Source organism: Streptomyces nymphaeiformis, assembly GCF_014203895.1.
In the GTDB taxonomy this organism is placed as follows: Bacteria; Actinomycetota; Actinomycetes; order Streptomycetales; family Streptomycetaceae; genus Streptomyces; species Streptomyces nymphaeiformis.
On record NZ_JACHJY010000001.1, the window covers coordinates 1,222,353 to 1,235,739 of the forward strand.

A 13,387-nucleotide genomic window follows, 5' to 3' on the forward strand; every position below is an offset into this window, starting at 1 on the left:
CCCGCCCCGCAGCGACCGACTTTTCTTTACGTACGCAGGAAGAGAGCAACACGACAGCCATGGCTGAGGCTCAGAACATCCCGGCGGGCTCCACCACCGCCGGCTCGATCGCGGTGGCCGCCGAGTCCACCGTCGCCACGCGCATGAGCGCGCCCCCGTCCTTCGACGTCGCGGACTTCCCCGTCCCGCACGGCCGCGAGGAGGAGTGGCGGTTCACCCCGCTGGCGCGACTGCGCGGCCTCCACGACGGCACCGCCGTCGCCTCCGGCGAGGGCGTCAAGGTCGAGGTCGAGGCCCCCGAGGGCGTCACCGTGGAGACCGTCGGCCGCGACGACGAGCGCCTCGGCAAGGCCGGCACGCCCGTCGACCGCGTCGCCGCCCAGGCGTACTCCTCCTTCGAGAAGGCCGGCGTCATCACCGTCGCCAAGGAGGCGGTGCTCACCGAGCCGATCCGCATCTCCGTGCACGGCCAGGGCGGCGTCGCCTTCGGCCACCAGGTGATCGAGCTCGGCGCCTTCGCCGAGGCCGTCGTGGTCCTCGACCACACCGGTGACGCCGTGCTCGCCGCCAACGTGGACTACGTCCTCGGCGACGGAGCCAAGCTGACGGTCGTCTCCGTCCAGGACTGGGACGAGAACGCCGTCCACGTCGCCCAGCACAACGCGCTGGTCGGCCGCGACGCCTCCTTCAAGTCGGTCGTCGTCACCTTCGGCGGCGACGTCGTCCGCATCCACCCGCGCGTGCGGTACGCGGCCCCCGGCGGCGAGGCCGAGCTCTTCGGCCTGTACTTCACCGATGCCGGCCAGCACCAGGAGCACCGCCTCCTGGTCGACCACAACACCCCGCACTGCAAGTCCAACGTGGCCTACAAGGGCGCGCTGCAGGGCCAGGACGCGCACGCCGTCTGGATCGGCGACGTGCTCATCCAGGCCGCGGCCGAGGGCACCGACACGTACGAGCTCAACCGGAACCTGGTCCTCACGGACGGCGCCCGGGTCGACTCCGTGCCGAACCTGGAGATCGAGACCGGCGAGATCGCCGGCGCCGGTCACGCCTCGGCCACCGGCCGCTTCGACGACGAGCAGCTCTTCTACCTGATGGCCCGCGGCATCCCGGAGGCCGAGGCCCGCCGCCTCGTCGTCCGCGGCTTCTTCGCGGAGCTCGTCCAGCAGATCGGTCTGCCGGACGTCCAGGAGCGCCTCCTCGCCAAGATCGAGGCCGAGCTGGAGGCCTCCGTCTGATGGCCTTCGTCCGAGTCTGCGCGCTGAGCGAGCTGGAGGCCGACACCCCGAAGCGGGTCGAGGTCGACGGCACGCCGGTGTCCGTCGTGCACACCGAGGGCGAGGTGTTCGCGATCAACGACATCTGCTCGCACGCGAACGTCTCCCTCTCGGAGGGCGAGGTCGAGGACTGCGCGATCGAGTGCTGGCTGCACGGCTCCAGCTTCGACCTGCGCACCGGCAAGCCCTCCGGCCTTCCCGCGACGCGCCCCGTCCCCGTATACCCCGTCAAGATCGAAGGGGACGATGTGCTCGTCTCCGTCACCCAGGAGTCCTGAGTCACCCATGGCTACGCTTGAAATCCACGACCTGCACGTCTCCGTCGAGGCGGAGAACGGCCCCCGCGAGATCCTCAAGGGCGTCGACCTGACCATCAAGCAGGGCGAGACGCACGCCGTCATGGGCCCCAACGGCTCCGGCAAGTCGACCCTGGCGTACTCCCTCGCCGGGCACCCGAAGTACACCGTCACCGGCGGCACCGTCACCCTCGACGGTGAGGACGTCCTGGAGATGTCGGTCGACGAGCGCGCCCGCGCCGGCGTCTTCCTCGCCATGCAGTACCCGGTCGAGGTCCCCGGCGTCTCGGTCTCCAACTTCCTGCGCACCTCCGCCACCGCCGTCCGCGGCGAGGCGCCCAAGCTGCGCACCTGGGTGAAGGAGGTCAAGTCCGCGATGGAGCAGCTCCAGATGGACCCGGCCTTCGCCGAGCGCAACGTGAACGAGGGCTTCTCCGGCGGTGAGAAGAAGCGCCACGAGATCCTCCAGCTGGAGCTCCTCAAGCCGAAGATCGCGATCCTCGACGAGACCGACTCCGGCCTCGACGTCGACGCCCTGCGCATCGTCTCCGAGGGCGTCAACCGCGTCCGCGAGACCGGTGAGGTCGGCACCCTGCTGATCACCCACTACACGCGCATCCTGCGCTACATCAAGCCCGACTTCGTGCACGTGTTCGCGAACGGCCGCATCGTCGAGTCCGGCGGCGCCGAGCTCGCCGACCAGCTGGAGAACGAGGGCTACGACAAGTACGTGAAGGGTGGCGCATCCGCGTGACTTCCGCCCATCAGGGGCTGACCGGCCTCCTCGACACCGAGGCGATCCGCAAGGACTTCCCGCTCCTGGATCGCGTGGTCCACGACGGCAAGAAGATCGTGTACCTCGACTCCGCGGCGACCTCGCAGAAGCCGCGGCAGGTCCTCGACGCGCTCAACCAGTACTACGAGCGTCACAACGCCAACGTCCACCGCGGCGTCTACACGGTCGCCGAGGAGGCGACGGCGCTGTACGAAGGCGCCCGTGACAAGATCGCGGCCTTCATCAACGCGCCGAGCCGCGACGAGGTGATCTTCACCAAGAACGCCTCCGAGTCGCTCAACCTCGTGGCCAACATGCTGGGCTGGGCCGACGAGCCCTACCGCGTGGACCACGAGACCGAGATCGCGATCACGGAGATGGAGCACCACTCCAACATCGTGCCGTGGCAGCTGCTCTCGCAGCGCACGGGCGCGAAGCTGAAGTGGTTCGGCCTCACCGACGACGGCCGTCTCGACCTCTCGAACATCGAGGAGGTCATCACCGAGAAGACCAAGATCGTCTCGTTCACGCTGGTCTCGAACCTGCTCGGCACGATCAACCCGGTGGAGACGATCATCCGCCGCGCCCAGGAGGTCGGTGCGCTCGTCTGCATCGACGCCTCCCAGGCGGCCCCGCACATGGTCCTGGACGTGCAGGCGCTCCAGGCCGACTTCGTGGCCTTCACCGGCCACAAGATGTGCGGCCCGACCGGCATCGGCGTGCTGTGGGGACGGCAGGAGCTCCTGGAGGACCTCCCGCCCTTCCTCGGCGGCGGCGAGATGATCGAGACCGTCTCGATGCACTCCTCGACGTACGCGCCGGCCCCGCACAAGTTCGAGGCGGGTACGCCCCCGATCGCCCAGGCCGTCGGCCTCGGCGCGGCCGTGGACTACCTGTCGGCGATCGGCATGGAGAACATCGCGCGCCACGAGCACGCGATCACCGAGTACGCCGTCCGGCGCCTCCAGGAGGTTCCCGACCTGCGGATCATCGGTCCCACCACGGCCGAGGACCGCGGCGCGGCGATCTCCTTCACCCTGGGCGACATCCACCCGCACGACGTGGGCCAGGTCCTCGACGAGCAGGGCATCGCGGTCCGGGTCGGCCACCACTGCGCGCGGCCGGTCTGCCTGCGGTACGGAATTCCTGCGACCACGCGGGCGTCGTTCTATCTGTACTCCACCCCGGCCGAGGTCGACGCCCTGGTCGAGGGTCTGGAGCACGTCCGGAACTTCTTCGGCTAGGGGACACCTCGTGAAGCTGGATTCGATGTACCAGGACGTCATCCTGGACCACTACAAGCACCCGCACGGGCGCGGTCTTCGGGACGGCGACGCCGAGGTGCACCACGTCAACCCGACGTGCGGCGACGAGATCACGCTTCGCGTGAAGTACGACGGCTCGCGCATCGAGGACGTGTCGTACGAGGGCCAGGGCTGCTCCATCAGCCAGGCCTCGGCGTCCGTCCTCAACGAGCTGCTCGTCGGCAAGGAGCTGGCCGAGGCGCAGAAGATCCAGGGCACCTTCCTGGAGCTGATGCAGTCCAAGGGCCAGATCGAGCCGGACGAGGCGATGGAGGAGGTCCTGGAGGACGCGGTCGCGTTCGCCGGGGTCTCCAAGTACCCGGCCCGTGTGAAGTGCGCGCTGCTCAGCTGGATGGCGTGGAAGGACGCGACCGCCCAGGCGCTGGGCGACGCGGAGAGGAAGTCGGCATGACCGAGAACGCCGAGGCCACGATGAAGCCGGCCTCCGAGGAAGAAGTCCGTGAGGCGCTGTACGACGTCGTCGACCCCGAGCTGGGGATCGACGTCGTCAACCTGGGCCTGATCTACGGCATCCACATCGACGACTCGAACGTCGCGACGCTGGACATGACCCTGACGTCGGCGGCCTGTCCGCTGACCGATGTGATCGAGGACCAGGCGAAGTCCGCGACGGACGGCATCGTCAACGAGCTGAAGATCAACTGGGTCTGGATGCCCCCGTGGGGCCCGGACAAGATCACGGACGACGGCCGCGAGCAGCTCCGCGCGCTCGGCTTCAACGTCTGATCCGTACGCGTACGTGAGAACGGCCGTGCCCTTCGGGGCGCGGCCGTTCTCACGTTCTCAGAACAGACCCGCCGCGCGGGCCAGCTCCGGGGCCAGGTTCTCCTTGCGGATGCGCTGGTCGACGTAGAGCAGACCGGTGACGATCGGCGGGAAGAGCGAGACGACCGCCTGGACGACCATCTGGCCGACGACCAGGAAGCCGATGAGGACCGCGAAGGAGGCGATCAGGGCGCCCTTGTCGTCACCGGAGAAGTCGACGGCCGAGAGCGGGGCCGAGACGAGGAGCGAGAGCGCCTGCTGGATCAGCCCGCTCACCACGGAGGCCATCAGACCGGCCACGAGCAGGCAGCCGAACACGCGCCACCACGAGCCGCGGACCAGGGACGAGGAGCGGCGCATCGAGGCGAAGGCGCCCTGCCCCTCCATCACCGCCGCCGCCTGGGCCAGGCTGAACTTCACCCAGATCCACAGCGCGAGCGGGGCGATGAGCAGGGCCGTGCCGATGGCGAGCAGGGGGACGAGCAGCAGGCCGGTCACCGGGGTGCCCGTGGAGTCGTCCGCGGCCACGAGCGTCGCCACGACCATCCAGACGAAGGCCACGACGAACAGCGCCAGCGGGATCACCAGGGCGAGGCCCGTCAGCACCACCGTGCCCAGGACGGCCGGCATCCGGGACCAGGAGCGGCGCCAGACCGCGCGGAAGGTCGTGGGCCGGCCGAGGACCGCCTCCTGGACCACGGCCGGGCAGGCCGCCGCCGTCACGGCGCTCGCGCAGACCATCGCGACCATGGCGACGAGCCAGACGCAGACGAACGCGATGATCAGCGCCCGGACGTCGTCCGACCGGGGGTCCTGGCCGTCCGGCAGGTCGAACACCTCGGGCAGGAGGTCGCCGACGGCGGCGTACGCGATGCCGAGCGCCGCCCCGACGACGAGCAGCGCGCCGCCGTAGACCGCCCCCGTCACCCCGAGCAGCTGCTTCCAGTAGCGGCCGAGGGTCGCGAAGGCGCCGGACAGGATCGTGCCGAAGCCGAGCGGCGCCAGGGGTATCACGCCGGGTTGCGGCGGTGGGGGCGGCGGCGGATAGCCGTAGCCGTACGGCGGACCCGGCGGGCCTGGGGGATACGTCATGCGGGACACCGTATCGGTGGCTGACATGTACACCCGTACGCCCTGCTGTGTACGCTCGTACACATGGGTTACGGACTGCTCGCGGGCGCCATCGCGGCGGAGATATTCGCCACCACCTCGATGAAGTACAGCGAGGGCTTCAGCAGGCTCTGGCCCTCCCTCCTCACCGGCGTCGGCTACGTCGTCTCCTTCGCGCTCCTCGCCCAGGCGCTCAAGACGCTCCAGATCGGCACCGCCTACGCCATCTGGTCCGGAGTCGGCACCGCCGTCGTCGCCCTCATCGGCTACCTCCTGCTCGGCGAGAGCCTGAGCGTCGCCAAGATCGCCGGCATCGCCCTCATCATCGCCGGCGTCGTCGTCCTCAACCTCGGCGGAGCGCACTGATGGCACGCACCCGCAGACACGACCCCGACCGGCGCGAGCGGATCGTCGACGCCGCCCTCGCCGTCGTCGGCCGCGCCGGGATCGCCGGCCTCAGCCACCGCACGGTGGCCGCCGAGGCCGACGTGCCGCTCGGCTCCACCACGTACCACTTCGCCTCCCTCGACGAACTCCTCGTCGCCGCGCTCCACCGGGTCAACGGCACCTTCGGTGCCCGCCTCCGGCAGGGACCCGAGATCGCCGCACCCGACCTGGCCGCCGGCCTGGCCGCGCTCATGGGGGAGTGGCTGTCCGCCGAACGCACCGGCGTGGAGCTGGAGTACGAGCTCTACCTCGCCGCCCTGCGCCGCCCCGCCCTGCGCCCCGTCGCCGCCGAGTGGGCCGACGAGGTGGTCTCCGCCCTCGCCCCGCGCACCGGACCCGTCACCGCCCGCGCCCTGGTCGCCCTCATGGACGGCATCAGCCTCCAGGTGCTGCTCACGGGCGTCCCGTACGACGAGGGGTACGCCCGGGAGATGCTGGCCCGGATCCTGAACGAAGACCCGAAACGGCAGGCCGGGACCTCGTCGGAACCGCCCACGCGGCCGACCGACACCTGAGACCGGTTGGCCCGCGCCGGGGCCCGCCCGTTAGGTTTTCCGTCATGACCACTGCTCCTCGCACCACCGGCGCCGTCGCCGCCGGCCTCGCCACCATCGCCGGCGACGGCACCGTTCTCGACACCTGGTTCCCCGCCCCCGAGCTGACCGACGCCCCCGGCCCCGCCGGCACCGAGCGCCTCGGCCCCGACGAGGCCGTCAACGCCCTCGGCGAAGGCGCCGCCAAGGCCCTCGGCGTGGACGCCCGCCGCGGCGTCGAGGTGGTCGCCGTCCGCACCGTCATCGCCTCGCTCGACGAGAAGCCGCTCGACGCCCACGACGCCTACCTGCGCCTCCACCTGCTGAGCCACCGGCTGGTCAAGCCGCACGGCCAGAGCCTGGACGGCGTCTTCGGCCTGCTCGCCAACGTCGCCTGGACCTCGCTCGGCCCGGTCGCCGTCGACGACGTCGAGAAGGTCCGGCTCAACGCCCGCGCCGAGGGCCTGCACCTCCAGGTCACCTCGATCGACAAGTTCCCGCGCATGACCGACTACGTCGTGCCCGCCGGCGTCCGCATCGCCGACGCCGACCGCGTCCGCCTCGGTGCCCACCTCGCCGCCGGCACCACCGTCATGCACGAGGGCTTCGTCAACTTCAACGCCGGCACCCTCGGCACCTCCATGGTCGAGGGCCGCATCTCCGCCGGCGTCGTCGTCGGCAACGGCTCCGACATCGGCGGCGGCGCCTCCACCATGGGCACCCTCTCGGGCGGCGGCAACGTCGTCATCTCGATCGGTGAGCGCTGCCTCATCGGCGCCGAGGCGGGCGTCGGCATCGCGCTGGGCGACGAGGTCGTCGTGGAGGCCGGTCTGTACGTCACCGCCGGCACCCGGGTCACCATGCCCGACGGCCAGGTCGTGAAGGCCCGCGAGCTCTCCGGCGCCTCGAACATCCTCTTCCGCCGCAACTCGGTCACCGGTGCCGTCGAGGCCCGCCCGAACAACGCGGTCTGGGGCGGGCTGAACGACATCCTGCACAGCCACAACTGATCAGGCGTCCAGCAGCGCCCCGTGCGCCGCGCGCAGCCCGTCGGCCGCCTCCCGGCCGGCGGGCTGCAGCGGTTCGCGCACCGGACCGCCGAGGATCGCCTTCACGGTCACCGTGCCCGGCAGGCCCGAGGCCATCATCAGCTCGACCAGCGGCAGGAGTTCGGCGTTGAGGCGGGCCGCGCGCGTGGTGTCGCCCGCGTCGAAGGCGTCCAGGACCGCGCGCGTCCGACGCGGCGCCACGTTCGCCACCGTACTGACGTATCCGGCGCCGCCCACCGCGTACAGCGGCAGGTTCGACTCCTCGCTGCCCGAGTAGTACGCGAGCCCCGTCTCCGCGATCAGCCGGGCCGAGCCGAGCAGGTCGTTCGCGCAGTCCTTCACCGCCACGATCCGCGGGTGCCGGGCGAGCCGCCGCATCGTCGCGGGCTCGACCCGGGTGCCGGTGCGGCCCGGGATGTCGTAGACCATCACCGGCAGCCCGGTCGCGTCCGCGACCTTCAGGAAGTGCGCCTCGACGGCCTCCTGCGGGGGACGGCTGTAGTACGGGGTGACGACGAGCAGCCCGTCCGCCCCCGCCTCCTCGGCCTGCCGCGCCAGCTCCGCGGTGTGCCGGGTGTCGGCGGTGCCCACCCCCGCCAGGACCGAGGGGCCGGGGCCGACGGCCGCGCGGACGGCGCGGACGAGCGCGGACTTCTCGGCGTCGGTGGTGGTCGGGGACTCGCCCGTCGTGCCGTTGAGGACCAGGCCGTCGCAGCCCTCCGCGACGAGCCGGGCGGCGAGGTCCCCCGCCGCGTCCAGGTCGAGGGCGCCGTCGGCGGTGAACGGGGTGACCATCGCGCACAGGGCGCGCCCGAAGGGGCGTTCAGTGTTCATTCGAGAAGTCTGTGCGCCCATGACCGTGAAGGTCCACTTAGATCTTCTTGCTTCGAGGATTCAGTTTCCGTGAACGATGGCCGTCCGGCGCGACCTGCTGCCCGGCTAGAGGACCAGTTTGAAGCCGTCGTGGCTGCGCGCGAAGCCCAGCCGGGCGTAGAAGCGGTGGGCTTCCGTCCGCTGCTTGTTGCTGGTCAGCTGGACGAGCGCGCAGCCGCGCCCCTTCGCCCGCGCGACGGCCCGTTCCATCAGCTCCCGGCCGAGCCCGCCGCCGCGCCGGTCGGCCCTGATCCGGACCGCCTCGATCAGGGCCCGCTCGGCACCGCCCTTGCCGAGCCCCGGGATGTACGTGGCCTGGAGGCAGCCCAGGACGAGACCGCCGTCCACCAGGACCAGCATCTCGTTGCGCGGATCGGCCTCGATGTCCGCGAAGGCGCGCTCGTACGCCTCGGTGACGGGGACGGAGGCGGGGTCCACGACCCGGTCCTCGTCGGCGAGCAGGGCGAGGACGGAGGGCAGTTCGGCGCGGGTGGCGGGGCGAAGGATCATGTCGTGCAGTCTCCCACGGCGAACGCCCTTGACCTCAACCATGGTTGAGGGAGGAGGGTCGGGTCATCCGAACCGAGCAGGCAGCAGGAGGAGACCTTCCATGAACGCCGTCGCACGCCCCGATGCCCGTCCCGACCTCCACCGGCCCGGAGTCGGCGCCGTCCTCATCAGCACCTGGAGGGTCGGCACCCCCGAGCGCCAGTACGCCGCCGTCGAGGCCGTCCGGAAGGCCTGGGAGAGCCGCGCGTGGCCGGACCTCGGCCTGCTCTCGTACAGCGTCGCGATCGGGACCGACGGGGACACGCTGCTGCACTACTCGCAGTGGACCGAGGAGCAGGCCTACGAGGACTTCGTCCGCACCTACCGCGACGACCGGAACGCCGAGATCGACGCCGCCGTGCCCGGCATCGAGCGGGTGGAGCTCCGCCGCTACGCGCCGATCCACCGGTCCGCCGTCCGCGGCGGGACGGCCACGGGGGAGCTGCCCGGGATCGTCGTGGTGGCCGAGGCCGACTTCGACGGGTCCGTCGCCGGGCGCCGGGAGGCCTGGGTGGACAGCGTGTTCACCGCCCTGGACGAGGACGCGGCGACGGGGCGTACGACCGGCGGGTTCGACGCCCACTTCCACCTGTCCACCGACGGCGTCCGGGTCCTGAACTACGCCGAGTGGGAGAGCGAGCGGGCCCATGAGGAGTGGCTCGCGGACGACGCCGGGCAGAGCGAGGCCTGGAAGCGGGTGCATGACCACCCGGAGCTCGTGGGCGGCCGGGTGATGCGGTACACGCCCGCGCTCAGTCTGAGCGCGGGCGTGTGACGGGGCGGGCCGTCAGGGGCGGAAGCGCAGGACCTGCGGGTCGTGGTCGCTGTCCTGATCGGCGAACTCGGCGTTGATGTGCACGCTGTCGTACTCGAAGTGGTGCACGCCCGGGCTGGTCAGGATCTGGTCGAGGACCTGGCTGTTGCCCTGGTAGACGTACGAGTAGCGCTCGCTCTCCGGCAGCGACAGCATCGCCGGGCGGAGCGCGCCGCCGTCCGTCATCGCCTGCGTGGTGCCGGAGAACTCGAAGTCGTTCATGTCGCCGACCACGAGCACGTCCGCCTGCTTGTCGACGGCCTCGATGTCCTTGACGAAGGCGTTGACGGCCTGCGCCTGGAGCAGTCGCCTGGCGTCGGAGGAACGGTTCGGCGGCTGGTGGTGGGAGACGATCGACTCGTCCCCGCCCTTCGAGCTGAGGTGGTTCGCGACCACGATCACCGTGCGGCCGCGGAAGCGGAACTCGCCGGCGAGCGGCTTGCGGCTGCTCTCCCAGGCGGTGTTCGCCGGGTCGATGCGGCCGGGGGAGACGGTGAGGTGGGCGTCGCCCTTCTCGCCGGTGACCGCGACCGGGGTGGTGGCGTCGCCGCCCGCGCGGTCCACGAAGGACACCCGCGCGGGGTTGAAGAGGAAGACCTGACGGATGTTGCCGCCGGGCTCGCCGCCGTCCTTGCCGTCCTGCGGGTCGATCGAGCGCCACTCGTACGCCGGGCCGCCGGCCGCCACGATCGCGTCGGTGAACTTCTTCACCGTCTGGTCGGCGGCGACGGTGCCGTCGTTCTTGGCGCCGTTGTTGTCCTGGATCTCCTCCAGGGCGACGACGTCGGGCGAGGAGAGGTTCTCGACGACCGCCTTCGCGAGCGCGTCGAACTTCTCCTGCGGGTCGGTCGGGTCGAGGTTCTCGACGTTGTACGTGGCGACCGCGAGCTCGTTCTTGTGCTGGCGGTCCGTCACCTCGCGCTCCAGGCCGCCGTCCACGCGCTCGCCCAGCGTGCGGGCCACCAGCGTGTAGCCGCCGTACTGGTTGAAGTCGAGCGGGCCCTCGGTGGTGCCGTCCAGCCAGTCGCCGACGTTCGCCTTGGGGAAGGGCTGCTGGGAGACCGGGGCGAGCTGCTGGATCTGGAGCCGGCCGGTGTTCTGGGACTCGTACGAGCCGTAGACCGTGCCGCCGCGCTCGTTGTCGTTCTCCCAGGGCTTCACCGTCACCCAGAGCTCGGAGTACGGGTCGGTGGCGCCGACCACGCGCGAGGAGCCGATCTCGACGTTCATGCCCTCCAGGGACTCGTAGTGGTCCAGGGCGTACGTCTCGGGGTCCAGGGTCAGGCCGTTGATCGAGCCGCCCGCGGCGGGGTCGCCCTCGGGGGCGTACTCCTCGGGGACCGACTCGTCCGAGATCGTCACGGGGGCCGGGACCGGGTTGCCCTTCGAGAGGACCGTGACGACCGGCTTCGAGATCTGGGTCATCGACTGGTTGCCCGAGGTCAGGCCGCCGGGGACGTACTCGGTGACCGTGCCGTTGAGGCGGACCGCGTCGCCGACGGCGACGGTCGGGGCGGAGCTCGTGAAGACGAAGACGCCCTCGCTGGTGGCCGGGTTCGCGTCGGCTTCCGGATCCTGGATCCAGAATCCACGGGAGCCGTAGGTGCGGACGCCGGTGACGATGCCCGTGACGCCGGTGACCTGCTTGCCGACGAGGGGGGAGACGCGCGTCGTGCCCTGGATGTCGTGGATACGGACGCCGGCGGCGCCGTCCGTGGCGGCGGCCTCCGCGACGGTGCTCTCCGCGGCCGCGCTCGACGGACCCGCGAGCAGGCCGGCGGCGAGGGCGGAGGCGACGACGGCGGAGACCGCGGCGAATCTCGGTATGGACGAAGACATCAAGAGGCTCCGAAGGTGCTTGGAGGATCGGCAGATGAATCTACGCGCGTCAATCTCTTGTGAGAGGGCGGCACTTGTCAAGAGTCGACGGGGTGTACGAAGGCTGACGGCTCCGTGAACCGCCGGACGGGGTCCCGGATGCGTCTACCCTGAGGAGCTCGTCGAGCCCCTTTCGGCTCCACCCACGCACGCGTCGAGGAGACCCCCCACATGTCAGCGGAGCACCCCACCCTTCCCCCCGTTCGGCTGCGTGCGGACGCGGAGCTGGCGCGGGACGCCCTGGCCGCCCCCCTCCTCGCCCAGGCCGTACGGCTCGCCCGCTGGGCCGGCCCCGACACCCGGGTCGACGCGGGCGGCGAGCTCGTCGACGAGCAACTCCCCGAGGCCGCGGAGGTCCTGGGCCTCGGCGACGACGAGGACGGCGAGACCTGGGCCGGCGACGCCTGGCGGCTCGCCGTCGACACCGGGCTCGTCGCCGTCGAGGACGGCGAGGAGGGCGAGGACGCCGACCTCCCCGGCAAGGCCGGCCCCGGCGAGAACCTCGCGCTGGTCACGGGCGGTTCGCCCCAGGACGTCCTCGGCCTCTGGCTGGACGGCTTCGACGCCGTCTTCGCCGACGCCGTCGCCCCCGTCCTCGACGACCTGGACGCGCTCGTCGGCGAGGACGGCGAGATCGACTTCGACGCGCTCGACTGGGACCCCGAGGCGGAGGCCGACTTCCTGGAGGGCGTCCTCGGCAACCTCTACCTGCTGACCGTCAGCGAGGGCGGCGCCGGCGAAGGCCCCGTACCGCTGCCCGCGCTCGCCGCGTCGATGGTCGTCCCCGACGACATGGGCGAGCCCACCGACGACGTCCTGGAGCAGGTCTCGGACGCGATGATGCGGCTCGACGAGCAGTTCCGGCTGCTCGAACCGATCGGGCTCGTCGAGTACCAGCCCGTCGACGAGGCCCTCATGGCCGAGGAGGGCGAGGAGCCCGCGCCGCCCGTCGACGACGAGGACGTCACCCGCTACGGCATGGTCCGGCTCACCCCGCTCGGGCTCTACGGCGTCCGCGCCCGGATGCTGGAGGCCGGCGTCGACGCGCCCGCCGTCGGCGACCTGACGGAGAAGGGCGCCGACGTGCTCCTCACCGGGATCGCCGGCTACCCGGAGGCCGCGGCCCGCGAGGAGACCGCCGCGTGGCTGGCCGGGCGCGACGCGCTCGACGCGGCCCGCGAGCTGCTGCACGCCGCCCGGGGCGCCGACGCCGGCTCCCCGCTCCGCCGCCTCCACTGCCAGCAGACGCTCTCCCTCGTGGGCGCCGAGGCCGAGCCCGCCGTCCGGGAGGTCCTGGACGACGCGGAACTCGGCGGCCTCGCCCGGGTCTGGCTCGCGGAGCGCGGCGCGGCGGACGTGCCCGCACCGCCGGAGTCGATGATCTTCTGGCTGGCCATCGACACGATCGCGGCCCAGCTCGACTCGGACGGGGACCTGGAGGAGCTCCAGGAGCTCATCGAGGGCCTCACCGGCCGCCACAGCGGCTTCTTCGAGGCGGCCTGGCGCGTGGAGCACCCGGCGACGGCGGAGGTCCTGGAGGCGATGGGCCGCCTCCACCGCGACAAGGCTGCGGCGAAGGACGCCCGCAAGGCGGCCTTCAAGGCGAGGTCGCGCTCGGGGGCCTGAGCGGAGGCCTGGGCGGGTCCCGGAGGAATCCTCCGCGAGGGGCGGCCGAGGTGGTGTCCCGGGAGGG

General features: G+C 71.6%; 15 protein-coding genes. 11 read left to right on the top strand and 4 right to left on the bottom strand.

The genetic code is table 11. The annotated features are described in order from the left end of the window. Window positions 1-59: 59 nt before the first annotated feature. From sufD to GGE06_RS05470, 6 genes are read left to right on the top strand one after another with little or no spacing between them, the layout of a single operon-like run. Window positions 60-1,241: a Fe-S cluster assembly protein SufD gene (sufD, locus tag GGE06_RS05445; RefSeq protein WP_116161624.1), complete on the top strand. Its 1,182-nt coding sequence runs from the start codon at window positions 60-62 to the stop codon at window positions 1,239-1,241. Beyond that, on the top strand, window positions 1,241-1,558 hold the full coding sequence (locus tag GGE06_RS05450) for a bifunctional 3-phenylpropionate/cinnamic acid dioxygenase ferredoxin subunit (RefSeq protein WP_030322524.1): 318 nt from the start codon (window positions 1,241-1,243) through the stop codon (window positions 1,556-1,558). Before sufD ends, GGE06_RS05450 begins: the two co-directional genes overlap by 1 nt. A gap of 7 nt (window positions 1,559-1,565) precedes the next feature. After that, window positions 1,566-2,330 (top strand): Fe-S cluster assembly ATPase SufC, encoded by a 765-nt coding sequence (sufC, locus tag GGE06_RS05455; RefSeq protein ID WP_041128637.1) that lies wholly within the window; start codon window positions 1,566-1,568, stop codon window positions 2,328-2,330. Then, window positions 2,327-3,595 (top strand): cysteine desulfurase, encoded by a 1,269-nt coding sequence (locus tag GGE06_RS05460; RefSeq protein WP_116161625.1) that lies wholly within the window; start codon window positions 2,327-2,329, stop codon window positions 3,593-3,595. The genes sufC and GGE06_RS05460 overlap by 4 nt, the downstream gene beginning before the upstream one ends. 10 nt (window positions 3,596-3,605) lie before the next feature. Further along, the gene (gene sufU / locus GGE06_RS05465) at window positions 3,606-4,067 is read left to right on the top strand and encodes a Fe-S cluster assembly sulfur transfer protein SufU (protein ID WP_116161626.1); all 462 of its coding nucleotides are present in this window, start codon (window positions 3,606-3,608) and stop codon (window positions 4,065-4,067) included. After that, window positions 4,064-4,402, top strand: coding sequence for a metal-sulfur cluster assembly factor (locus GGE06_RS05470; protein WP_017238620.1), 339 nt, complete (start codon window positions 4,064-4,066; stop codon window positions 4,400-4,402). Before sufU ends, GGE06_RS05470 begins: the two co-directional genes overlap by 4 nt. Window positions 4,403-4,459: 57 nt before the next feature. On the opposite strand, the gene GGE06_RS05475 is transcribed toward GGE06_RS05470, so the two are convergent. Next, window positions 4,460-5,533: a DUF7847 domain-containing protein gene (locus tag GGE06_RS05475; protein ID WP_116161627.1), complete on the bottom strand. Its 1,074-nt coding sequence runs from the start codon at window positions 5,531-5,533 to the stop codon at window positions 4,460-4,462. A gap of 63 nt (window positions 5,534-5,596) precedes the next feature. Between GGE06_RS05475 and GGE06_RS05480 the strand changes: the two genes are divergently transcribed. Genes GGE06_RS05480 through dapD form a run of 3 tightly spaced genes read left to right on the top strand, consistent with a single transcriptional unit; the run spans window position 5,597 to window position 7,541 of the window. Beyond that, window positions 5,597-5,917, top strand: a complete 321-nt coding sequence (locus GGE06_RS05480) for a DMT family transporter (protein ID WP_116161628.1) — start codon at window positions 5,597-5,599, stop codon at window positions 5,915-5,917. Further along, entirely contained in the window at window positions 5,917-6,513 is a 597-nt protein-coding gene (locus tag GGE06_RS05485; protein WP_116161629.1) for a TetR/AcrR family transcriptional regulator, read from the top strand. The genes GGE06_RS05480 and GGE06_RS05485 overlap by 1 nt, the downstream gene beginning before the upstream one ends. A gap of 44 nt (window positions 6,514-6,557) precedes the next feature. Further along, on the top strand, window positions 6,558-7,541 hold the full coding sequence (gene dapD / locus GGE06_RS05490) for a 2,3,4,5-tetrahydropyridine-2,6-dicarboxylate N-succinyltransferase (protein WP_116161630.1): 984 nt from the start codon (window positions 6,558-6,560) through the stop codon (window positions 7,539-7,541). Here the strand turns inward: dapD and dapA are convergent, their stop codons facing one another. Together dapA and GGE06_RS05500 are read right to left on the bottom strand one after the other, a co-directional pair. After that, window positions 7,542-8,414, bottom strand: a complete 873-nt coding sequence (dapA, locus tag GGE06_RS05495; RefSeq protein ID WP_184930115.1) for a 4-hydroxy-tetrahydrodipicolinate synthase — start codon at window positions 8,412-8,414, stop codon at window positions 7,542-7,544. A gap of 105 nt (window positions 8,415-8,519) precedes the next feature. Next, window positions 8,520-8,963, bottom strand: coding sequence for a GNAT family N-acetyltransferase (locus tag GGE06_RS05500; RefSeq protein WP_116161632.1), 444 nt, complete (start codon window positions 8,961-8,963; stop codon window positions 8,520-8,522). 100 nt (window positions 8,964-9,063) lie between these two features. Between GGE06_RS05500 and GGE06_RS05505 the strand changes: the two genes are divergently transcribed. Continuing rightward, window positions 9,064-9,777, top strand: coding sequence for an antibiotic biosynthesis monooxygenase (locus tag GGE06_RS05505; RefSeq protein ID WP_184930116.1), 714 nt, complete (start codon window positions 9,064-9,066; stop codon window positions 9,775-9,777). 12 nt (window positions 9,778-9,789) lie between these two features. On the opposite strand, the gene GGE06_RS05510 is transcribed toward GGE06_RS05505, so the two are convergent. Continuing rightward, window positions 9,790-11,655, bottom strand: a complete 1,866-nt coding sequence (locus tag GGE06_RS05510; RefSeq protein ID WP_184930117.1) for a DUF8508 domain-containing protein — start codon at window positions 11,653-11,655, stop codon at window positions 9,790-9,792. 210 nt (window positions 11,656-11,865) lie between these two features. On the opposite strand from GGE06_RS05510, the gene GGE06_RS05515 reads away from it, so the two are divergent. Continuing rightward, window positions 11,866-13,320, top strand: a complete 1,455-nt coding sequence (locus GGE06_RS05515; protein ID WP_184930118.1) for a hypothetical protein — start codon at window positions 11,866-11,868, stop codon at window positions 13,318-13,320. The last annotated feature ends 67 nt before the right edge of the window (window positions 13,321-13,387 follow it).